At 47.6% G+C, this 23,862-nt stretch carries 17 protein-coding genes and 2 tRNA genes; 5 read left to right on the top strand and 14 right to left on the bottom strand.

What is annotated here, in order from left to right; all coding sequences use genetic code 11:
- Nucleotides 1–75 precede the first annotated feature (75 nt).
- The 10 genes from rnhB to J7K41_01135 are packed head-to-tail and all read right to left on the bottom strand — an operon-like array spanning nt 76 to nt 18,755.
- On the bottom strand, nt 76–741 hold the full coding sequence (rnhB, locus tag J7K41_01180) for a ribonuclease HII (GenBank protein MCD6549305.1): 666 nt from the start codon (nt 739–741) through the stop codon (nt 76–78).
- Between the two features lie 41 nt (nt 742–782).
- Entirely contained in the window at nt 783–4,724 is a 3,942-nt protein-coding gene (locus J7K41_01175; GenBank protein ID MCD6549304.1) for a hypothetical protein, read from the bottom strand.
- Nucleotides 4,703–9,712 carry a hypothetical protein gene (locus tag J7K41_01170; protein ID MCD6549303.1) on the bottom strand — a complete coding sequence of 1,670 codons (5,010 nt, stop codon included), beginning with the start codon at nt 9,710–9,712 and terminating at the stop codon, nt 4,703–4,705. The genes J7K41_01175 and J7K41_01170 overlap by 22 nt, the downstream gene beginning before the upstream one ends.
- Before the next feature lie 6 nt (nt 9,713–9,718).
- A complete protein-coding gene (locus tag J7K41_01165; protein ID MCD6549302.1) occupies nt 9,719–10,903 on the bottom strand; it encodes a hypothetical protein in 1,185 nt (394 codons plus the stop codon).
- Nucleotides 10,900–12,084, bottom strand: a complete 1,185-nt coding sequence (locus J7K41_01160) for a hypothetical protein (GenBank protein ID MCD6549301.1) — start codon at nt 12,082–12,084, stop codon at nt 10,900–10,902. The genes J7K41_01165 and J7K41_01160 overlap by 4 nt, the downstream gene beginning before the upstream one ends.
- Complete coding sequence (locus tag J7K41_01155; GenBank protein MCD6549300.1) at nt 12,085–13,170, bottom strand: hypothetical protein; 1,086 nt, start codon at nt 13,168–13,170, stop codon at nt 12,085–12,087. It lies immediately after the preceding gene.
- 1 nt (nt 13,171) lies between these two features.
- Nucleotides 13,172–15,880, bottom strand: coding sequence for a hypothetical protein (locus J7K41_01150; protein ID MCD6549299.1), 2,709 nt, complete (start codon nt 15,878–15,880; stop codon nt 13,172–13,174).
- Nucleotides 15,881–16,864, bottom strand: a complete 984-nt coding sequence (locus J7K41_01145; protein ID MCD6549298.1) for a hypothetical protein — start codon at nt 16,862–16,864, stop codon at nt 15,881–15,883.
- Between the two features lie 20 nt (nt 16,865–16,884).
- Nucleotides 16,885–18,159 carry a hypothetical protein gene (locus J7K41_01140; protein ID MCD6549297.1) on the bottom strand — a complete coding sequence of 425 codons (1,275 nt, stop codon included), beginning with the start codon at nt 18,157–18,159 and terminating at the stop codon, nt 16,885–16,887.
- An 11-nt stretch (nt 18,160–18,170) separates the two neighbouring features.
- Nucleotides 18,171–18,755 (bottom strand): TATA-box-binding protein, encoded by a 585-nt coding sequence (locus J7K41_01135; GenBank protein ID MCD6549296.1) that lies wholly within the window; start codon nt 18,753–18,755, stop codon nt 18,171–18,173.
- 133 nt (nt 18,756–18,888) lie between these two features.
- Here J7K41_01135 and J7K41_01130 point away from each other — a divergent pair, with 133 nt between their 5' ends.
- From J7K41_01130 to J7K41_01110, 5 genes are read left to right on the top strand one after another with little or no spacing between them, the layout of a single operon-like run.
- Complete coding sequence (locus J7K41_01130; GenBank protein MCD6549295.1) at nt 18,889–19,176, top strand: 50S ribosomal protein L21e; 288 nt, start codon at nt 18,889–18,891, stop codon at nt 19,174–19,176.
- 12 nt (nt 19,177–19,188) lie between these two features.
- Nucleotides 19,189–19,605, top strand: coding sequence for a hypothetical protein (locus J7K41_01125; protein ID MCD6549294.1), 417 nt, complete (start codon nt 19,189–19,191; stop codon nt 19,603–19,605).
- Between the two features lie 14 nt (nt 19,606–19,619).
- Complete coding sequence (locus J7K41_01120; GenBank protein MCD6549293.1) at nt 19,620–20,222, top strand: DUF655 domain-containing protein; 603 nt, start codon at nt 19,620–19,622, stop codon at nt 20,220–20,222.
- Entirely contained in the window at nt 20,191–20,979 is a 789-nt protein-coding gene (gene rsmA / locus J7K41_01115; GenBank protein ID MCD6549292.1) for a ribosomal RNA small subunit methyltransferase A, read from the top strand. The genes J7K41_01120 and rsmA overlap by 32 nt, the downstream gene beginning before the upstream one ends.
- On the top strand, nt 20,943–21,287 hold the full coding sequence (locus J7K41_01110; protein ID MCD6549291.1) for a hypothetical protein: 345 nt from the start codon (nt 20,943–20,945) through the stop codon (nt 21,285–21,287). Before rsmA ends, J7K41_01110 begins: the two co-directional genes overlap by 37 nt.
- A gap of 10 nt (nt 21,288–21,297) precedes the next feature.
- On the opposite strand, the gene J7K41_01105 is transcribed toward J7K41_01110, so the two are convergent.
- The 4 genes from J7K41_01105 to map all read right to left on the bottom strand — a co-directional run bounded on the left by J7K41_01105 (nt 21,298) and on the right by map (nt 23,308).
- Nucleotides 21,298–22,125: a hypothetical protein gene (locus J7K41_01105; protein ID MCD6549290.1), complete on the bottom strand. Its 828-nt coding sequence runs from the start codon at nt 22,123–22,125 to the stop codon at nt 21,298–21,300.
- A 29-nt stretch (nt 22,126–22,154) separates the two neighbouring features.
- A tRNA-Arg gene (locus J7K41_01100) sits at nt 22,155–22,229 on the bottom strand.
- Nucleotides 22,230–22,231: 2 nt separating this feature from the next.
- A tRNA-Arg gene (locus J7K41_01095) sits at nt 22,232–22,305 on the bottom strand.
- 106 nt (nt 22,306–22,411) lie between these two features.
- Nucleotides 22,412–23,308: a type II methionyl aminopeptidase gene (gene map, locus J7K41_01090; GenBank protein ID MCD6549289.1), complete on the bottom strand. Its 897-nt coding sequence runs from the start codon at nt 23,306–23,308 to the stop codon at nt 22,412–22,414.
- Nucleotides 23,309–23,862: the final 554 nt, after the last annotated feature.

Genomic DNA, 23,862 nt, shown 5'->3' with positions numbered 1-23,862 from the left:
TATTATCACATTTAAAAAACTTTCATACCTATCAAAAATTCGAACAGAAACAAATACGGATGAAAGGAGATTGTGCTATTGTATGAACCTTTCAAGTTTGGTCTGTGCCAACTCTTCGCGTATGTTGGACAACGTCTTCCACCCGACCCTGAGAAACGGTCTGACCTTCTCATCTTTCATATGTTTCTTAAGGAATTCCCGGGTTACCGGGTCGTGAGCATAACCTGACCCAAAATCTTCGCCTACGACCTTCTTTATCTTTCTGATCTCCCTCTCCCTGACTTCTTTCGCTATAATCGACGCCGCAGAGACCACCGGATGATTAACATCTGCTTTGTGTTCGAGCAGTATGTCCCGGTCATCCAGTATCCTACCGTCAAGTCTCAACAATCTCTTTGAAAACAGGTCAGCGGTGGGGTCAGGACAATCTATTATCACCTTTTTAGCTCTGATGCGTTTGAGAAGACGCGCCGCCATCATCGCTTCTATATCGTTAAGATTTATCTTCTGTTTCATAGCTTCGTTGATCTCCTCGGCACTCATCTTTACAACAGACACCTTTCTACTGTATTTCCTTATCTCTCGGTACAGTTCCCTCCTACGACTAGGTGTCAGAAGTTTCGAGTCTTTGACCCTCAATCTTTTCAGTATCTCTTCATCGCACTCCACAGCGGCCATTACCAACGGACCTATAACGCAACCCCTTCCTGCTTCATCTATGCCTGCTTTGATACCGTTCATCGAGATAATTGGAATATCTTCGTTTATAAACCATTAAGGTCCTACTTCTTACCTGTGATCTTTTTTGCTAACGTTTTCAACCGTTTCATCGTTCTCCGTGCCTTCGACGGTGTGAGGTTTCTACCTGTTCTCGTTACCGTGCGCATCCAGATGCTCGGGTCCCCGGGTAATGTGTACACCGGTATCAGTGGGTCACTGATCCGTGTGTCGCCCATCAGTTCTTCGAAGGTTTTCCTGTACTCTTTTACGTCCGGGTCATCTTTGCCGTAGATGGCTTCGAGTTCTGAAGGAGCGGGCAACACGGCTATCTCACCGCTTAACATACCACCGAGCATGAGAACGTCTTTCTCCTCCTGTGCACGTTCCAGAGTTCTTTCAAGGCTCAGCAGTTTTTTGCCGGCGGTTTCTTCATCCATCTCCCCCTTTTTCACCTTTTCGGATACTGTGTTGATGTTGTCGGCTATCCATCTCATCATTTTGATGTTGGTTTCGCTTGGATTTTCGGAATAGAAATCTGCGTATCTTGAGATCGCGTTGACATGTGTTTCGTAACGGTCGTACACACCTCTCTTCTTCATCCAATCAACAGCAGTATTCCTACTCTTGACATAATCCTTCCGTACATTGAACAGTTCGTTTAACCGTTTTGTATTTTTGATGTTGTTCTTTGTGTTTTCGTCCAACTCCTTCCAATCCCTCATTACTTTTTTGTCAGGTTTTATCCCTCTTTCCATCAGTAATCCTTCCACAGTCATCCATTGGTTGTGCAGAGCGCTTACATGCGAGTATTCCTCGCGTCCGGAGAGTTTCATCTCTCTCAATGCTTTTACCATCTCACCGACCGCACCCGCAACCTCCTTTTCATAGGGTTTCTGTTCACCTTTTATGCCTTGGACCTCTTCTCTCCAGGTTTCGTATGTGGCTGCGTGGTATTCGATGCTTGTAAGGATAGATTCGCTTGCCGTTGAATAATAATCGTTAAGTTGATTATCCGGTATCGGAGTGTATGTATCCTTTGTCAGATATGAGTTGTACAACATATCAAACTGTCCGCTTGCCTTCCAATAGTCTTCCTCCATCTTCTGATACAAGTCTTTCGATTCGGCATCGTAGGGTTCGACCGTGTACCCTCTGAAGAAGGAAACCGTGGCTGCCATTCCGGAAACGAGGAAGTTCGTCTCTTCGTTAACGTTGTCCGTCATCTTCCGAAGTTCATTGACGTACTCCGTGCTCTGTTCAAGGTAATTCTCGTCTTCTCCCATCCCTTTTTGGATCTGGTTCTGTGCATCCCTTATCTCCGTCAATGCGATAGCCGCTTCTTCGTTGTTCCCTCTTTCACGCGCTTCCGAATACCTTCTTACCGCATCGTTCAGCGATCGTTCGGCTTCACTGACCTCGGGTTCTGGATGTTCCGGCAGACCGGAGACGAACCTGTCATCGAACGAGTTGACCCAGTTGCCTATCTGTATGACCCTCTTTTTATACTCAGCGAAGGTTTTTTCGTCCTCTGCTATGACATTTCTCTCTTGAGAAGTCAGTTTGTTGAACGGTTCCATCATGCCCAGCGCGGCACCGAACCTGACCGATGCCGATTTCATGTCCAACGCCCAGTCGGTGACACGCACCGGGTTGTAGATATCGGATTCGTCTGCAAGCGATGGAACGGTAACCTTTGACAATGTGTTATCTATGAAACCGGAAAACTGGAGCCCGTCCATCCCTCCGTTGGAATATATCCAGTACCCTTGGCTCAGGAGCGACAGTTTCAACCTTGCTGCCTGCGCGCCCGTCGAATGTGCAAGGTCCACAACGTCTATTTCGGATGTCCTGGTCTCGCCGTCCTGCGTATATGTAATATGTACCGTTGTCACCTTACCCTCCATCTCCATACGCGCCTTCTCCAACGCTGCCAGTTCGAGTTGCGCTTTTAAGGCTTTATCGAGCTTCTTCATGTAACCTATTGTCTTCACCTCTGTTATTGCCAGGTCTGCGATCACTTTCCTAAGCTTCTCCTTCTCTTTGTCGTATCTCTGTTCGAACAATCGGATGAGTTCCACGATCTCGGCCTTTTTCTTGTTTATCTCCTCCTGTGACGCGCCCGACTTTTCCAGTTCTTCAAGTTCCTTCTTCTTATTCTCGATTTCTTCAGATATCTTCATATACCAGTCAGGTAGTTCTATGTTCGGTCCTACGGTTGCAGGGTACAACGCCAACATTATCGATCCGCCGAAGACGCCCATCACCTGTTTCATTACGTTTGTCGCTTCGTTCTGATGCAAAACGGACCAGCTGTACAACTGGTTTATGACCTCCGCATCCGTTCTGTCTGCAAGTTTGATGATTTCGTCAGCCAGATCCCGTGCTGCCGTTCTGTTAGGTATAACCTTCATGATTGCTTTGATGATCTCATCTCTATCGGACCCTTCACGCGCCATGCCTACAACGTCTTTTAACCATCTCGGTATATTACCGCTCTCCTTTGCTTTTGCCATTACGTCTGCTAACCGTTTCGACCATGCTACATTGCCGATGGCGTCGGGTAATATCCCGGGCATGGCGTTCGTCAGTTCACTAAACCGTGCATCAACGGTTTGGATATCGTCCCAACCTACCCTAAGTTTACCTATCACATTGCCCTCCTCATCCCTGAACACCAACGTGACGGCGACCCTGTTCCCGTTCTCAGCAGTGGTATTCTCCCAATCTATCTTTTTGCCTCTGAATCTACCTGTAATAAGCGCATCTGCAAGTTTTCTCGCATTACTTTTGTCTATCTTTCTCAGTACAACTGTTGACATGCCCGGTGCTATCGTATTCAGGAAAGGTGCTCCGAACACTGCGTACGCGATACCTAAAGTAACGGCCAACCAGTCTTTCCCTGTCTTTTTAGCGAACGTTTTCACGGCCCGATGAACCGTACCTTTATAGGCTCCTGCTACAACGGCCGGACCAGACCCTTTTGTGCCGGGGGTGACTGCAAAACTTTGTTCCTGCGGTTGGCTGCTTTCTTCCTCCGCCCCTTCTGACGGCCGGACGGTTCGTCTGCCGAACGTCTTACGTCCCAACTTCTTCAGGCCGATGTTGTACTCTTTAGCCAATTCCTTCGTTCTGCTGAAAGGTTCAACATACGCGGATTTGAGAAAATCCTTTACACCTTTCCATTCGTATTCAAGGTATTTACGGAGGCCGCCTGCCTCTTTTATCCCTTTAGCGGTTTCTTTGGCTGTGAGTCCTGCGTACATGAGCGAAGATACGGAGAAAGAAGCACCCCTTCTCTTACGCATTCTGTACGTGCCTGTTTTGAACCTCGGCCCGCCCCGCACGGCGAACATGTTGAACGGGTTGACACCCGAGAGGTACAGTGCACCGGCCAACAACCCGATAATCAGAAATACCGGTAGACACAACCATTCTTCCAGAGATGCGGCTACAGGTTTACAGTACCTTACCTCCTTGGACGGTGCGTATATCGTTCTGTTTACCGAGTAGGGACAGGACAGCGTACCACCGCCGGTGCCGCATGACCTGACAGGACGACTCAGTTCTGTTATATTGATACCGGTGCATTCGAAGATCTTTTCTGCAAAATCTGGGTCGTCCGGACAGACGTTGTAACAGTAAACAGTCGTGAGGGTCGTGCAGTTCGAGTGGAACGTCTCCGGAATGTTAATGTAAACAGTTCCGTTCGTTCCGGTGACAGCGTAACACATCGTTATGTTACCGTGAGAATCAGGTGCGTACATGTAAAGTAGTGCGTTCTCTACGGGTGTGCGTTGGTATCCGCCGAGCGAAGAGTTGAACACTTCTTCATAGAACCCGATCTTATACGAGCCGTCTCCGATATCGGTTGCAAGTATTATGCCGCTACTGTATTCTGTGAGAGGCGGGCATGCCGCAAGCGGCATGCCCGCCGCAATGACCAGCAGCATGAAAACGATTACTCCGATGGTTCTCCGATTTCTCAAGATGATTCTATCGTGCATACCAGATCACCTTCCTCAACATGTATAGGTATACCTATGCCCGGACAGATATCAACATCTTCGGGTCTGTTTTTGCAGTCCACGTACGGTGAACCGTCGTAAGGATATATTATCTGTTCGTTACGCGATTTAAGCCCTGACACCTTCACATAGGTAATCTTCACGGTATCGTTTTCTCTGACCGATACGGGTCCGTGGAATGGGTTACTCCCGACTTTTTCAAGGATGCAACATCCCAGTTCGCTCACCACATCCGGGTACATCCCGGTCATCAGGTCTTCTACTGTTCCGACAGGTCCGGGTTCTGTTGAACCGTCCGAATAGTACTTTGTGCAGTTGAACATCGTTCCGCCCAAACTACTCGAATCGTTACACAGTCTGCACTTGTCTGCACGCGCGCACATCATCGGACATGCTACGTCTTCCCCTTCGGATTCATCGTATCCGGTGCACGGTTGTCCGTCCGCGCATATCGGGTTGCACAGACCCAACCGTTTCATCTCGTTTGTGCATGGCTGACATCTGCACGCATCCTCCCTTTCATCTGCATAGACCTTTATGTATGTATTCACCTTTTCAAACCCTAACAGTTTCCTGCTCCATTTCTGCAGAGCGCAGAAGTTGTTGTTTCTTACAACACCTCTGTCTGTGTCTATCGTCAGTGCAGTAGGTTCTGAAGAATGCCAATCTAAGTATATCACTCCTATTATCCCAACATCTGTGAACTTCCTCTGATGGGTGAACAGGTATCTGTAGATAGCAGAACAGTTATCACCTTCTCCACTTCCTAGTGTATAATTTATCTCCACAACTATCAACCCATGAGCGTTGTTAGCCTCTTCGGTGGCCGTCCATTCGTCACAGGTGTTTACACTGTTCTCATCATCCCATCCCTCTCCGGCGCCGAGAACGAATTTCAGCGTTACCCATCTATCGCCTTCGTTGAAGTGAATACTTCTGTTTTCTACATCTCCGGTGCTACACCAACACGTGGTATGTCCGCTCCCCTCACATATCTTTCCAATATGTGACCCCCCGCAACTTCCTCCGACTTCTCCGACTGGGGGTATGCCTGTGTCTGCTCCTGATTCAGAGACTACATGCCAGAACTTACCAAACTTATTTCCGTCATCGTTCTCCTGTGAACCTATTATATCCTCTCCACGCACTTTCTTCAATTTTATAGAGTTGATCCTTCCTCCCTCTTCTATAACAGGTGTAAAGTTTATCGTGGCAAACAGATCAACCCATGTTATAGACTCTGTATCCAAACCTGAACTACAACCCTCTGATTTACCGTGATATTGATGTCCTTTTCTTATGGAAGGAATGATGTGATAAGGAGCAGTTGAAGAATTTCTTAACCACACCTCATCTCTAAATCGATGATATCCGTACTCATCCCATCTGTCGTGATCAAGATCTTCATCTGCAACAGCATCATGTCCCATTTCAAACGTTACGGTTGCAATTAGGTCGCTTTCTACGTTCCCCCGAACGTTAAGACCGTAAATCAGGCTCGGTTTATGATACCTTCTCAACAGTTCCCTGCTGAATTCTATCGGGCTGTCTATCGATTCGGTGTTTGTGCAATCCCAGTACTGCGAACCGTCAGATTTGCATGCAGGAGGCAGGTAGTTAGGTGTGAACGAGTAGGCGAACAGGTCCACCCATCCGAGTTCTGTTTCGTTGACCATGTAATAAGGCGCACCCGGATACATGCTGAACTGATCTTCCAACCACTCCAACTCATCTTCATAGGTGCTATCGTTCGTAGACGGTACATAAAGGGCAACGAGACAACTGTCGCATCCTTCCTTAAGCACTCTTGCTTTGCCCAATGAATCTACAATGTCTATCGTTACTCCTGTGGTCAACGGTTCGTACAGGTCAGACCCTTTGAACGACGGAACATACAGTTTATTGCCATCTATGTATGCGCCAGGTATGTCTTCGTTACAGTTTGATTCATCGTAACCATCGTAATACTCCCAATCACTTATTCTACGACGAGGTCTTCTTGCACAGGGCACGTTTCTTGTGAGCGCACTGTCAGGTAAATATCTCAAATCCAGAACAGGGATGATGTTGTTCTTCTGGTAGTACTGAATCTGATTGTAAAGGTATGTGACGCCAGGGTAGATGTTCGGCCATTTTTCATCTCTATGTCTCCAGCATCCGTAATCCTCTTTCGGTGCATATCTGCAATCAGTACACATTGCATCTGATCCGTCGTTGTCACCGCATCCTTCAACGGACGACCCCAGGACATCCTCATCGCATCTGTCACCCTGTTTGAAGACGCAGAAGGTTTTTTTGTTACCGTACTCGTCAATGCTTCCTGCCGGACAATAGGGTTCGATGGTACTGACCTTCTGGACAGCCATCGTTTCGTATGTGCACGGTTCGCACCATCCGTAATCCCTGTATTCTACTCTGGAAGCGTTCCCGCAGATTCCCGTATCTGTCAGTTTCAGAGCATGTGTTGCGATAACAACACATTTCAGCCCAGGGTTCCATCTCGGGTCATCCCGCCATATTATATCGTCCCATGTCCATTTGTGTGTAGCATATGCGGTTTCAAGAGCACCGATACAGAAATTTATTCCGTCCTTTGTGATATCTGCAACGGTCGGCAGGACATCGGAATAGCGGTCATCCTGGCCGCCCAAACCTCGGTATATGATGAGTGGGAAATCATCACTGCCGCCCACTTCATACCCGTTACTTTCCAATATCTCGGTTAAGTCAGATATTGTTAGGTTTTCCAATACCTCGTAACTTCCGGCCGGTACGTTACATTCTTTGACAAAGGTCAACTCATCGAACACCTCTGGAGATGCGAACACTACCAGCGACCCGTCGTCCGCCACCTCACCGAACACAGGAACTTCTTTTGTCTCCTTTTTCCATCTTGAATCGCAATCTGTATCAACCACCCATTTACCAACGTACCATCCCACATTCCATATCACTTCCGTGCTTATGTTCTGGTGGTCACGGTAACCGGGCCTGAACCTGTAGGACCCGGTGAGTCCGCATTCTATCTCACCAACGTGACCCGGGCTTGTCATGTTCACGCATCGGACTGCATGGTATTTATCCTTACTGCACAGTCCGGACATGCATTCAGCACTGCTCTGACATTCGAACTCCATCCCTGTATAAGGATTATGGAGGGTAACGGTTTCTTCGCCGTGAACGACCGCGTCCATCACATGTTTCATACATCTGTAGAACGTGTCGTTGTAATCGCAACGATGGCTATCGAAATCATCTATGGCATATCCTAGTGCATTTTCCAAAAGCACACGCTCATCAACGCACATTACATTTTCGCGCGCCCAACCTCTGCAATCATCTATGTTATTAACACATTCTTCATAACACCTCTGGCATTCCACTGATTCACCCGGGAAATCCGACATCTCAGGTATGAGACCGTTGCATACATCGTTGGTTCCTCCGAAATACGTGCTGCACACTTCGTAGATACAGTACAACTCTTCATCGGAATAGTGGTGATGACCATCGGGGTCGTGTTCAAGGTGTACTCCGTTTTCGTCTACCCAATCGTCAAAGCTTCCTCGATATATGTATTCAGAAACATCATTGAGGTCTAATCCGGCATCTGTACAACTGTCCGGCAGGTCGCAGAAGTTATGTAAGATCACATCTTCCCAATAAGGTATTGTATTGTTCAAGTACGTCAGATATGTGTACTTCAGACAGTCCGTATAGTTATCCCAATGTTCGTCCGCAAACCCTTCGCACCAATGTCTTGCCTCGTCCGTTGAACCGGCGAGTTCGTTCTCAATCGCGTATATTTCACATCGATTATAGAACTCATTACGCAGACAACTGCTGTCAAAATCATCGATATTTATGTCGTCAGGGTCCACGATGAATCCGGACAGTGAGTAGGATTCGGATGTCGAAGGTTCAGGTGTTGTAACACCGCCGTAACCGGTTGCGATTTCGTGCTTGTACTGGTTGTACAACTGTTCAGCGTACCATCTCCAATCAACCGTTTTCAATTGTGCGGTTTCGACCATCTGTGAATAGTTGGTTTCGTTGTAACACCCTGCATCCTTGAAAGGCGTCATACATCCGCAACCGACCGACGGTGCGGTGCATGTGGGAAGACCGCTGATGCCCGCATCCACACAGTTGACGCATTTATCACCGTACCCACCTGCCCCCTCTTCCGGATTTTTACAATGGGTGTATCCGTAGAAGGTTACGTTGCTCATTTTGTAGGAAGCGTTTTCATCGAGGAACGCAGGATGATGTTCCGGAGTTGTGCAAATTCCGAGTTCGGATGCCCATACAACATCGCAGGCATGTTCGCAATTCAATTTAGCGCTGAGGTTTATGACCGGTGCGTCAACCCTTCCTCTCGGCACTGTGTACACATCTCCGACAGTTTCACCCGTGGGGTCTATGCACACCCAACCTTCCGCTGTGTCGTTGTACACACAATGCCCGCCTATTCCCGAGGTGTTCAGATAGTTCATGTATCTGTCTTTTGTTCCTTTCGGGTTCAGCATACAGAATTTATCGGTTATCGGAAAATACAACCTCGATTCTTCGTAATCCGAGAAACTTTCACCTATCCCGAACCTGAATGTATTGATCCACAGGTTCCCCTGGGACATCTTCATTTTTCTGGCAAGTTTTTCATCCATACGTTCGAAACTGCACTTTGCATTGTACAGGTTGATTGCAGTCCTTTCCATGCTGAAATCATCAGGTGTTATCGTTTCGTTGTTTGTTTGGTTGAACACCATCTCGCACGGAGAAAATTCCGGTTTCCGTGAGTATTCAGCCTCACCGCATACCATGGCGATGCAGTTGTTGATGCATCTACTCCTCTCCTCCATCGTGCTAGTGTTCGATTCGTAGGTAGTTTGGCCGATAGTAACGCAACCGCTGAGCATCAACAGGAAAACAAATGTAACCGTTACAACGAGCTTTCTCTTGTCCATAGGTTATCACCCTAGTTTGGTAACCAATCTCATCATGTGCGACGGTTCTGCACCGAACAGCGCGGACAACGTTTTGACGAACAGCAGAGTTACGACAAACGCCACGAACGGTATGTATATCGCCTCCATGGTCAGATATGTCAACCTGTTTGCAACGGTCTCGTAACTGACCATGCTCAACCCGCCCTGGTCTATCAGGAACGTATTGGTTGCAAGCGCGACCGCTCCTCTGAATCCCTGATAACATTCGGTCATATCACCCTCGTCAAACGTCAGCGGTGCGTTCAGTTCCGGCCGCGCGTAAGATGGGTCCATCACGAATATCAATGTCGGGTAGACGAAATAGAACCCTATGGCTAACGCGATCAGCATACCGCCTGCACCGCGCGTCGGCGGCAGAACGCGCAGCACAAGCCCTAACGGAAGGAACCATACCAACATGTTAGCAAACACGTATTGAAGCAGACCGTACTCCATGTGCAGGATTACTTCGAGCGTTGTGATACGGTCTGCCAACGTATGCGCCATACCCACCTGTTTTCTCAGTCCCGGTGACCAGTCGAAGCAGTACACATTTATCCCCAGCAACATGATACACGTAGATGTTAACCTTTCCATGCCTTCATTGGCACGGTAGACCGTGTCCCACATCTCATTCAGCCGGTCAAGTTTTTCCTGTGTCTTACATTCTGCAAACTTGATCGGATCCTTCACGGTCATCCTGTTAGTCTGTGCCCCGCACAACACCATTGCCTCCGGTCCGCCCATGAACGAATCTATGATGAAGACGTACAACCCGTAGAGTAAAGCAACAATGAACGCGATCAATATCGCTGATGCTACCGTCTGCAACAGTTCGCTGGTCGCATACCTTTTGAGCGGTTCGATGTTCAATCCTGCCCCTAACATGTACAGTACGATAGCCGCCGTACCCATGAGAAACACAGCGGTTATAGCGTACACGAGCCACGAAACACCACCCGGCGCTTCTGTCCCGCCTGCAAGGGTTGTCTGATTCATCACCTTTACCTTTTCGATATATTCGATATATTCGCTTTCGTACCCTTCCGGAAGTGTATGCGGTACGTTTATGCATCCGGCAAATAGGAGTGACCCAAGGATTACAAACGCGATTATGCACAACATCGATTTGGTATCTCTACACCATCCATTCACAACATCTTTTATCATATCATTTCACCCAATCTGCTGATATCTACTTCCTGCCCGAGTAATCTGGATAACTCTCTGACGGCCACTATTATCACGATCCATACAACGATCGGTATGAACACTGCCTTTAAGAATGTGCATACATGTATACCCGCTACATTACCTTTCCCTCCCTCAGGAGTTAGGTCTACGAGAATGGGTAGGCTGTATTTCTCAGGTCCTTCCATACCTGCAATTCTATCGGTTTCTTCACCGGGGTCGTAATCCGGAACCGTCCACGGGTACCATCCTTCAGAACCCTCCTTTCCGTACATTGTACTGTACATCTCAGTAACGTTTCGCGGGGGCCAATCAGCACAGTATGATATGCATTTATACACGCCGCATCCCACGGTTGATTCACCTATGGAGAAGGCGAACGGATAGATCACAAGGAATACTATGGACAATGCCAGGAACACACCTCCTATATGTCTGAGTGCAGGTATACATCTTAACACGATTCCGATCGGAAACAGGAACGGGAATGCATAGATACCGAACAATAGCACGTACCATATCAAGTAGGAGTTGAACAGGTAACCGAGAGCCAGCATCATTCCTGAAGAGTACACGCCTGAGAACCCAAAATCGCCCGCATTCGGAGTGAAATATTTCCCGATCCCTCCTCCAAAGAAGACGAAAGCAAAATATGGGTCCCATCGGTTCTGCGAAGCTCTTACCTCCAACACACCTTGGTTGTAACGGTAGATCTGGGTGAGAAAATGCGAGTACAGGATCGACGTTTTTGCGTACACTTGTGTGCAGTCTAACGGATTGTCGCAAAAATCTAAACCCAGTACCGCCCCTGTTAGAAAACCGCTGCATATGAATGTGTCCACGACTGTGAAAGTGGCTATTATTATGATAGCACTGAACACGAGTTGACCTATCTCGGCACGACAGAACGCCACACCTTGCGCAGAACCGATGAGTTTGCTTACCATGTATATTACAGTTATTATACCTGCCGCTATACCTAACGCGATGACGGACAGTATAACCCAATCGTTGTTAAACCCGAGCACGTCACACGTCAGACGGTCGATGTTACCCCTTCTGTCGGCTATGTCGTCCCAGGGCGCGGCGTTAGCCGCGCCCGTGACGACGGCAAGCGCGAGGAACGCATACACCAATACTGTCTTCTCTTCGAGTACCATCTATATCAACCGTGTCAACGTGAATATGTTAACGACCGCACCGATTGCGCTGAGACCCCATCTTACTATTGCCAAGGTAATAGTCAATGCAAACACCTGTGTGATGATCCCGCGGAACATCACGTATTCTACGACCTCATCGGTTTTATCCATTACGTTATCGGCGAACGTCATGGTTACGTTGTGGGCCTGTTCCGGGTCGAGAGGGTTACATTCTATCAGGTCTCCGGAATCATCTTTAACAACGTCATCCAACGATACATAGTTGGGTATGTCTGCATTGTCCGCTACCGCATACGCCGCGAGCACACTTAACGGATAGACGGTGTAGAATGCCAATGCAACCACTACGAGCACACCACCGAACCTTCGCGTTATCTGAAAACATCTCAGGAACAACCCTATGGGCATCAACACACTCATGAACACCGTTCCGCCCAGGACTATGATATGCAGTATACTGTAAACGCTCAACAGGTTGGTGTAAACAGTAGAACTCAGCGTACCTGTCGCCATTTGTAGAGAGTTCATCGCCGAACATAAGGAGAGCGAAAACCCTACGGACAGGAAATTGCACGAGGCACCTTTCGACCCTTCGTACCCTACATAGTGTGATACGCTCAAGGTATCGTTTAACAGTCCGTACATCCTTATTATTTCCGAGGAAGTTCTACCGAGCGCTATCTTCCACAGTTCCCTGCTTTCGCTTCCGGTTACATCGTACCCCATCTCGCCCGCCATCACAACACCTATTATGTTCGCGGATTTCACTATGAAGATTATCAACACAAGAAGGATTACCGTGGCGGCGTATTGGTACCATTCTATTTTCGCGTTCGCTAACCAGGGTCTGTAACCAGTTATGTAAGCGGCGATTGTAAAGATTGTGAGCAGGATTGCTGCTATGATCAACGCTATGAGCGACGGCAGTATCCATGGTCTCACCGCTGCTTTGACAAACTCTTCTGCACTACCTTCATGGAAGGGGATGCCCGTGTAGTTCTCGATTTCCGGAAGTTCGGTAGCACGTACATCTTGCACTAACATTATGATGAGTAGCAGACAGGTTAAGGCAACCTTTGTCATCTTATAAGAATTTACCGATTCCAGGTATCTCAATGTCACCACCCAACGTATACGATAGTTTTTGTGTAAACGATAACACAACTATTATGACGATGACGGGCAGAACGAGAGCAGGTATTATCAGCAGACCCAACGTCTTTGTATCCTTTCTACCTTGTGCACCGAACCCTGAACTTATCAGATCGCTCATACTGATGCCCAGGTACTCGTTGGTTCCTCCGCACACCTCTCCGCAATCCGTTCTGAACGCAGGTTTGTTGAGGCAATCGGGGTGACAGTCAAGGCATACGTCACAGGGTTTCTTCGGCGGTTCGAATTTGCAGTATTCCGGGCAGGGGAGCAGGGATGATACGTAACACGTTGCAGGGCATCCAGGTAATGGTCCGGAGGCGAGACGACAGTACAACGGACATCCGAAACACCCGAGGTTCTCGGTTTCCTGGAGGTAATGCGATGCGTTAACGGTGATCTTACATTCCGAAGGACACGCTGCATCGGAACAGTTCCCTGTGTTTAACATGTCGCACACAGTCACCGAATTGTTTATCCTGCAAGCCATGGGACATCCGGCGCAGTTCTCCGGAGGAACGGATTCGTTGTACTCCATACATATCTTCACATGAACGGTAGAGAGGTTGAGCATGCATGATCTGTCGCACTCGTCACACGCATCAGGACAAGACAATCCGCGACCAGGATAGGATAACCTGCACTCGTACGGACACGCTTCGCAACCCGATGATGCGGAAGAGTTGTACGGCGGACACATCTCGTTTACAACCACGTCCACGACCGAATAACAGGATTCCGGACACTTGTCGGACCCACATTCCCCCGGCCTCAGGAACGTGTTCGGGCGCAGAACTTCGCCGTCCGGTGCGCGCAACAGCACCCTGTATTCTTCGGGACAGGCACGGCAGTTACCTGCTGAAGTGGGCGCTGGGTCGTAAGGTTCGCAGATCGGCGGTATCTCGTTGATCTCATCACTGCAACTTCCACAGTACTCCGAGAACGGTGACATCGTGCACAGATTAGGTTTGGCTGAGTTATCCTCGTCAAACAGTGCCGTCATCTTGCACGATGCGGGACATTCGTAACACCAGTCTATATACCATGGTGCACTTTCCATAGGCGGTAACGGTTCTGCACATCCTTCGCCCGCCGAATACGTTGCCTTACAGTAGTCCGGACATATCTGACAACCCGAAGAATTACAGTCTGGAGGTAACAGGTCTTCCGTTGACCCGCCCGCGTAGATGACCCTGCAATGTTCCGGACAATCCCTGCATGCGTAATCGCAATCTATACTGTTCTTATCGGGAAGATAGACCTTACATTCGCAATTCTGACATGCAGTAATGTTACACATCTCAGATGGTGGTCTCACATTTCCCCAAGGGTCCCTGTACCAGTACCTGCAATGTGTGGGACAACCTTCGCATGTTGAACAGTTGTTTTCAGGATTGAGAAACTCGCTGAAATCTGCTTTGCAGAAGTCAGGACAATTGCAACCTGTCTCACAATCGGTTCTGTTTCTGAAGATCTTGCATTCCATAGGACAGTTTGCGCACGCCGTCTCGTTACAGTTACACTGTGCCGGTTGCATCGGCAGAACACGACATTCGTAACTACACCCTTCGCATGCAGAACTGCAGTTTATTATCTCTTCCACCGATTCCTCCCCTTCGTTCTCTATTGTTTCGAGCGTATCGTTCAGTTCGACATCGTTGAGAACGTTGTAGACGGACTCGTTGGTTTTGACGACGTACTTCGGCGGTGTCAGCAGACATTCCTCAGGACATGAAACGTTCGCTTTTTGCAGTGTCACTCCTTCCAACCCGCCATAGGCCGCGTTCGCGTACGTGTACCATGCGAACATGTAGAGAAGCGGTACCACACCCAACAGCACGCTTCCGAACGCTATCAACGTTCCGCCTACCCGTCTTGTGACAAAGAACGACCTCAGTATGATGCCGAGTATGATCGAAAACGGTGCGATGATGTATATGAGTTTGTCCAGGAAGAATTCCTGTGCACCGAGTCCCCCCAGCACCATATTATAGTATCTTACGAGTTTACTGTTCCTCTCCATCAGTACGGTTTTGCCCGCGTTGGGCATGTAAGAACTCCCGAGGAACCCGAGGAGTATCGTGTTGGAAGTTACACCGCGACTTGTGGTTGCCGCCTCCCCTATCACCTTGTTACTCTTCATTATATCCTTGACGGCACGTTCACCGAAATCTTCCAGTTCGCGCACGTACTCAACCGAGAGTTGCAGTCCGCAGGTGGTGTTTATCGAATCGCACAGATGCGCATAAGGCGATTCCGTACCGCCGGTTACATCGATGATGTACTCCGAAAACTGTAACATCAACCAATCCAAGAATCCGAGCACTGTTATCACGAAGACCAGGATCAGAGCGGATACGAATACCTGACCGATCTCGACATCTGCCCATGCCGTGACCTGGGGGAGGTTTGCTATCTTCGACAACCATCTGACTGCGATGAGGATTATCAGTGAGATGAACATCAGTATGATGGCAATAATGCGCCAATGTACCAGCCACGGGTAATAGATTGGTGCCGTCGGTAAGGTTGCCTGTTCAACAGTTGTTGTGATATTCGTTTGATCGATACGTACCTCTGCATGGAGCAAGTTAACCGTTATGAAGATGAACACCAATGCCATCGTTGTCTGTTTATTCATCTACATCGCACCTCTCATAGCCGAGTACAGCGATACAACGAACGTTGAAGTTAAAACTATCACGAAGTTGGGCATGAATATCCCGTAGTAAAGGTATTTGGCGGTTTTGTCTATCTCGGGTTGCGGGTCGACCCATGCCACACCTACATCATCGGGTATGTTTATCGGTTTGATGAATCCGTTAATCACATTCGGCGGTATCGGAAATCCGTCTCCACCGGCCATCCTTTCATCCACTTTCATGAACAGGTAGTACGCTGACGGATACACGAGTACAACACCGAGCGCGAACGCTATCAGAAAGTTGCCCGCATCCTTCGCCGGCGGGATGAGACGTACTATTATCCCTATCGGTAACAGGTATTCTAAGGTTACCTTGACGAGGAAATCCATGAGTAAGAGTTGGATGTTCAGAGATGTCAATGCGATCATTACATAGTTGAACAGTGATTGACGTTCTGCGTTCAGAGCCAATCTGTATGCGGTATGTGATGCTCCGGCACCACCGAGTATCGGATATCCTACGAACCAGTAGGCGGTGGCTTCGAACTGGTCGTTGAACCCTTGGAGTACGAGTGTTTCTGCGGTTTCCATCGCATCCGTCCTTAACCCGTCGAGGTATCCGTGCACTGCATCATAAAACCCTTCCCCTGCTACGGGTAGTATGTCAGGTCTGCAGAGAACGAAAAACGTACCCAGTATTACACCTACCAATATCACTGTTGTTACGATTGTCCCCACCTCGCTTTTGCTCCAGTACAGAAGTTTTGGGTTGTTCGTTCCCCTACCTATCATGTATGCAACTATCACCGCGCCACCTGCTATGAAGAGCGCCGTAACCACCCAAGTCATATGGGCTATCCTGCATATGCTTTCTGCATGGGTTATCGAAACAAGTAATACTAGCAGAACCGCAACATTGCGTATTACCCCGTGTTCATCGATACCGTTTTCGTACCTGTGCTCTATCGGTTGCATCTTCAACACATCCCGCCCTATCTTCTTCAGATGATCTTGACCAGACCGTAGAAGTACACCTCACCGCCCAACGCTATCGATATCGACCGTATCGCACCTATCGTTAGGATGATACTGTAGAAGGTTATCAGCGCTATAGTTATGAACGTGTACACTGCAGGATAGAAGCCGTCATGATAAACGGTCTCAGTGATCTGGTCGACCTGTGCCTGAGACAGGTTCCCCCATGAAGACAGTATTGCCGAATATGTGAGTTGCCATGTGATGAGTATGTAGTAGTACCATGTTTCGACCATTTCGAAACAGAAACCACCCTCTACGATGTCGTCCACGCCAGGCCTCCAACAATCCCAGAAACACGAAAAGAATGCCGGGCCGCTGGCCGCACATAACCCTGTGCATACAGGTGTGCAGATGACGAGCCACCATCCGTATTCGGTCGTTCCGAAGAAGGTTCCTATGACAGGACTGCATACCACTGAGAACAGAGGCGGTGTGCCCGGGTCAGGTATGTTCAGATGTGTGGGAGGCGGCTGCGCCGCCTCCCACACCTTACCGCCTATCAATATACTCATAGGGAACATCAGTATCATACCCAACATGAACGCGATCAACGTGTTACCAAGTTTGACGGTGAACGGTATAAACCTCAACGTTATACCCGTAATCAACAGAAGGAGACCGAGAGAGAATATTGCTTTGATAACGGCTTTGATAGAGGCCAACCAAACCATGCTACGCATCAGCCAATTGATCGCGTTTGAGATGGTCATCTGGAGAGGCGATAAACCTGCGTTAGGAGCTTTGGAGGTGAAGTACACTATGTACTTCAATGCAGAGTACGTTGTAGACCTTGAGAACGTAGTGTATTTTGATAATATGTAGTATCCTTCAACGAGCGGAGGCACCCTACCTTTTACATAACTCATCATGTTATCTATCGTGTCTAACGCAGCATCGCGGTAATCAAAAAACGTGGTAATCGACTCGTTACCTGTTATGAGTCGTGCTATCGGGCCCAATGAAAGTATTATCATGACCACAACTACCAGTATCACAGCACCTGTAACAAGAGTTCCCGATTGTTCCTTGGCCCATCCTGTCAGGTTGGGCATGTTCAGAGCGGACCCGAGCATATACGCAACCGCTATCAATACCGACGATATTACCGCTCCGATCAAACCCAGGGAAACCGTTGGGACAAGTGCATCTTCGAAGTTCAGAAAATCGAAGAATCCGGCATGTATGACAGTGAATGAAAGGGCAAGTATGAACACTAAATATCGAACGACCCTTTCCAACCCGCCCACCTTCATTCGTCAAGCGGTTTGGCATAAGGTTCCAACATCTTTGCAGTGACTCTGAGAGCCTTCTTTATATCTTTCTCGGTTTTGGTACCCGTACATATAACCTTACCGTTTTTGAAGAGGAGCAGCGATGCCTTAGGTTGTTTAAGTTTCAGTATGGCACCAGGGAACTGTTCCGGCTCGTATTCGATTTCGTTGAATTTGATGGCCAGTTTGTAAAGGTCCAGTTTTACACCAAGGGACCCGGAGGCCACTATGTTTTCCACGGTAAACTTCGGTCTGTACACCTTTTTAACAGGTCCTTTTGAATATTTAGAAACCATCTTATACGTTTCCCTCAACGCCTTTGATATCAGTTTCTCGGTTTTGGTACCCGTACATATAACCTTACCGTTTTTGAAGAGGAGCAGCGATGCTTTAGGTTGTTTAAGTTTCAGTATGGCACCAGGGAACTGTTCCGGTTCGTATTCGATATCCCTGAGTTTGTAGGCGAGCACATAAAGGTCAAGGTCGAGGTCAAGGTCACCACTTGCCACAATGTTCTCGATTTTGTAAACAGGTTTGATCCTTACACGTTTACGTGAGGCCATTCGCGATCACCCCAAATATTTAAAAACCATTTAAAAAGAAGAAGTAAAGTATTTTAAACCTTTGTAAACAAAATTTAGTTTCAATAGTCAAACGGTCGGTATCGGGAGCGGATGACACTGCGAGGGGATACGTATGAAGATGTCTAAAGGGAAACTTGCAAGGAGGAGTAGGTTGATAGGTAGATTCAAGCATAAACGCAGACTTACTGTTAACGATCTGATCAAAGATTTCAAGATTGGCGATAGTGTGATCATCGATATAAAATCTAATTATCATAAAGGTATGCCGCATCCGAGGTACAGGGGCCGGAGAGGTGTTGTCATCGACCATCAGGGTAAGGCGTGCGTTGTGAAAGTGCGTGACGGAGGTAAGTATAAGACCCTTATAGTTTCACCGGTCCATCTGAAGGCGGCTGCTTAACGGGGTGTTTGTATGATCGGTAAGGAGATCGTTTCTTCCAGACGTCTTACTCTTACAGAGGTTTACGAACTGTTAGAGGAACGCAAAAAACGCGGTCCGTTGGGTTACGAACAGCAGACGTCCTACGATTATTGCGAACGGTTCAAAACCCTTGATAAGGAGACGTGTATCAAACTGGTCAACGAACTTGTAAATCTCGGTATTGAGGAGGACCATGCAAAGGTTCTGGTCGATGTGCTTCCTAAGTATGAGGTGCAGGTCAAGGTGATATGTAACAACAGTATCGATGATGCAACGGCCGAGAAGGTGGTGGACCTGCTTAAACCGTACGTATCCGACCGACCTGGAAAGAGTTCAAAAACCAAGGAGGAGGGTAAGAGCACCGAAGAAAAAGAGGGAAATAAAGAAGAAGGTTCTAATAAGAAGTAACTTAAGACGTTGGGATGTGTATGATGCCGATAGGTATGGAAGAGTATGCATGGGTCCTTGATTATCTTCCCACCGGTAAGGTTACCGATAGGTATAAGCAGCCGATCGCCCAAGTCGTAGGCGAATCCTATTTCACATTGTTGGAGGTAGTGGTTAGACCAAACGTTTCACTTACTCTGGAGCAACGGATATATGTGGGTAAGGGTGAACGCCCCGAGATCACCAAGATACGTGGAAGGATCTCCTATCAGGATTTGACAAGCACTGCAAAGAGTCAGTTGCACCCAGTACTTATCAAGATCGTCGAAAAACGTGAGCAGGATTTTGTCAGGTTTTTTAACGAATGCGGACCGGTCAACATCCGACTCCATCAACTCGAACTTCTACCGGGCATAGGTAAAAGGCATATGGAAGACATATTGGAAGAACGGAAAAAATCACCGTTCAAATCCTTTGCAGATATCCGCGAACGGATCCCTCTCCTTCCCAACCCCGTACTCATAATAGCGAACAGAGTTGAGGAAGAGGTCAAAGGGGAAACGAAGTATTACCTGTTCGTTAAACCGCCTTATGTCCCTGATGTCCATGGTGCGCATCGGTTTAAGGAGAAGAGGTAGGGTCTTTGCCAAGGATCGGTTGTTGGACCTTATCATGGACCGTATCGATGTGAAGGATAAGGTAGTGTTTGAGATAGGTGCGGGTGACGGTAGGCTGACGAAACGTCTGGCACTTAACGCGAGAAAGGTTATCGCCATAGAAAAAGACGAGTCTCTTTATCAGAAGGCAAAGTTTTTCACAAAACAGTTCGAAAACGTCGAACTTGTGCACGGCGATATCAGGGATTACGAGATCCCGCCGGTGGATGTCATCATAGGGAACATTCCTTATTATCTCTCATCGTACATCATCTTCAACGTGCTTAAGAATGCAAAGTTTGACGAGGCAGTGATAATGGTGCAGAAGGAGTTTGCCGATAGGATGATGGCCGAACCCGGCGATAGAAACTACGGCAGGTTGTCAGTGATGACGCAAACTTATTTCAGTGTGGAAAGGTTGATGAACGTTAAACCAGGCATGTTCGAGATCAGACCGAAGGTGGAATCAACGGTTGTTCGTCTGCGGAAAAAGGAGACAGAAGTGCCGCCGTGTTTTGACGAACTCGTTAATCTGTTGTTCCAAAGGAGACGTAAGACGCTGCGTAAGGGTATGATGGAGGTTGCAGGGTCGTTGGGTGTGTCACCCGAACTCGTGGAAACGCTTCCAAAGGAACTGCTCAAGGAAAGGATTTTTAAACTCGGCATCGATAAGTTGATACAGATTGCCAAGGTGGTGGGTCGATGGAGATCTTCTTCGACTGGAAACGTGAAGAGTTGAAATCGTTCAGGTTTATCGCCAGCGTGCTGATAGCTCTAACCCTGACCCTCTGTCTTAGTACGCTTGTGATAATATCATTCCAGGTGTCCGTGTGGCTGAGGGCTCTCATAGTGGGAGGCGTATTCCTGATCACGGTTCTCCTGGCTGCCAGGAAGAGTTTGAAAACCATGGTTAGATGGAACCTGGTTCTATGTATCGGGATAGAACTGTTTGTCTGCAGTGTGATGGATGCTGTGGAGGTATGGTTGGTCGTGATAGCCGTCGACCTGTTTATCCTCTACATGTTGATCCGTTCCGACCTGATATAATGTTACCTGTTCATCTACCCGTCCTTCGGTATCTGGATAACCGTCTGACCTTCTTCTCAGGTTTCTTCCCCTCTGCCTTTACCCTCTTCTTTCTAACCTTGCCGTTTGAGAACGCAATGAGCAGAAGGTCTCTCCTGTCCTTCAGTTTTGCCGTCAACCTGGCAACCGTGTCGACACGTCCACTTTTCACGGTCAGACCATAGTTCACTACCACAGTTGAACCTTTACGTATGAACGGCCAGTTCCAATGTACGACGTTGTCTTCCAGGTTCTCCTTAGGCACCGTGACTTCTACAACATCGTTGGGTAACGTGTCTTCGAGTGTAACGTCTACCAGGTCATGGGTCAGGTTTTCTATCTTGATGACCACCTCTTTGCCGTTGTAACTTTTCGAGAACTTTATGTCAGGTTTGGTGCGAAGAACCAGAAAGATGATTATTCCGATAACAGGAATGAGGAATAAACCCGTTACCGTAATGATGACATCTCTTTTATCGTACTTGAATTCGACACGTTCTGTCTTTACAGGAGGTGTTTCTTCCGATACGTTTGTCGGTCGTTTGACTACTACTCGCTTTTCCAACACGCCGTACCTAACCTTCCATGTTCCCGGTTCTGTTGCTTCTATCTCGGCTAGTCCATCCCTGGTTTTTACAGACCCTACCCTTCCGGAAGGTGTGGTGTACACGATTATATCGTCGATGAGCGATCCATTATCTTCAACGAGTAGGATATGTATACGGCCGCCGACGGTCGTTTCGTTCGATACCTCTAACCGATAACTATATGCGAGAGGTAACAGAAGAATTACCGTGATAAGGGCGAGCGACCTGTTCATCCTATCACTGATTATTTCTTTTCGTCCAACGGGCCCGGAGGGATTCGAACCCTCAACCTGCTGGTCCGAAGCCAGCCGCGCTGTCCAGGTTACGCCACGGGCCCGATGCCCCCGCCGGGATTCGAACCCGAATCTCGACCTCCGGAGGGTCGCATTCTATCCAGGTTAAACTACGGGGGCGCGTTTATGTGATTTTTATTATTGATTTATTTTAAAACATTTTATTTAATTAAAACTGATTCGTGTGAAGATAGGTGATCGATAAAACGAACCTAACCCTGTTTTTTCACAGAAGTGTTACCGAATCCTTTTCGATCAGGACGGTGCGTTCCGCCTGCGATACGAGACCGCCTTTCACCTCTTCAAGAACCGGGTACTGATACAACATGTCCGCGTTGACCAGTTCTCTTAATGACAGTGAAACCAACACCTTAGAACCGAATATTTTATCGAGCCAACGTCGGGCAAACGGAAGGGTAAAGTAGTGTTCAAATGCGTAGGCAAAGATCTCCCTGCTCTTTCTCAATCTTACGTTTTTTATCTCTGCTATAGAGTAGATTTCGATACGATTGCTATCCTTTACACGTCCTTCACCGGTAGTTGCGAACGGTTCAACTGCAAACACGTCCCCCTCCTTCAGCACGTACCCGTCCTCTGTTGCGACGTTGGGTATTATCTCTCCGGCATGAAGTTGGTACGGTCTTATCATGTGACCCGTTAGGTTTCTTATCGGTTTGAACCCCTTTGAAGTGATGGTATCCTCTATAACTTTGCCTATCTCACCGACAGTTTTGCCGGCCCGCATCGTTGATAATGCGTTGTCAAGGGCAAGTTTGCTCGCTTCGACGAGGTCACCGTGTTCGTCGCTCAAATCTATGGTGATCGCGTTATCCGATATGCACCCGTTTATGTGCACACCAAAATCTATCTTCACGATATCGTTATCGTTTATCGTGGTTGTCTCATCCGATGAAGGAGTGTAATGGGCCGCTATGTGATTTATCGACACGTTCACCGGAAAACCCGGACGCCCCCCGTTTTCTACAATCATCTGCTCCAACGTCTCAGCAATATCGAGCACCGGCTGACCAGGTATCACGAGTTTCAAACTTTCCTTTCTTATCAATTCTGCAATCCTTCCCGCTTCCTTGAAGTTTTTTATCAGTTCTGCATCTTCTTCCATGCCTCTTCTTTAGAGCATAATAGATTTAAAAATGATATCCAATCATTATCTGCCTGTGCGCTGCGTCTCCCTAATGTGCGTTAGATTTTTTCTTTCAAAACCAATATCCTGCCATCTTAAATTTCTTATCCCATCAAATACAAACCAACGCAGTAAACCGAAGCCAAAACAACAGTGTGTTTAATAGGTTGTAACTTCAAACGGTTTTCGGATTTCGTTTTCTGTTAAGAACCACCGATAATCTCTGCTTTTTCTTCCCGCTCTATAAGAGTATTTACTGAGTTTCAGTTTTTCAACTGATTTGCCAATAAGTTCATAGTTATTAGTTTTTTAGTTTTTCTTGCATCAATTACAACATGGAAAAGGAGAATTTAAAATATTTCACATGTTAATCATATTCATGAAGTTTTCCGAAAACATTTCGGGAAATTGAAGTTGTCAGAAATTTCCATGAAACATAAAAAGAGGTGATGAAATGATTGAGATAAAAGATATATTGAACCTGCTAGGGGATGAACTGAAGGATGGAACAGAACAAGTGAATAGATTTAGAG

It is taken from the genome of Candidatus Micrarchaeota archaeon, from assembly GCA_021163225.1.
Taxonomy (GTDB): Archaea; Micrarchaeota; Micrarchaeia; order Anstonellales; family JAGGXE01; genus JAGGXE01.
Note: the sequence above shows the minus strand (reverse complement) of the source record. Positions and strands in the feature narration are given on the sequence as shown.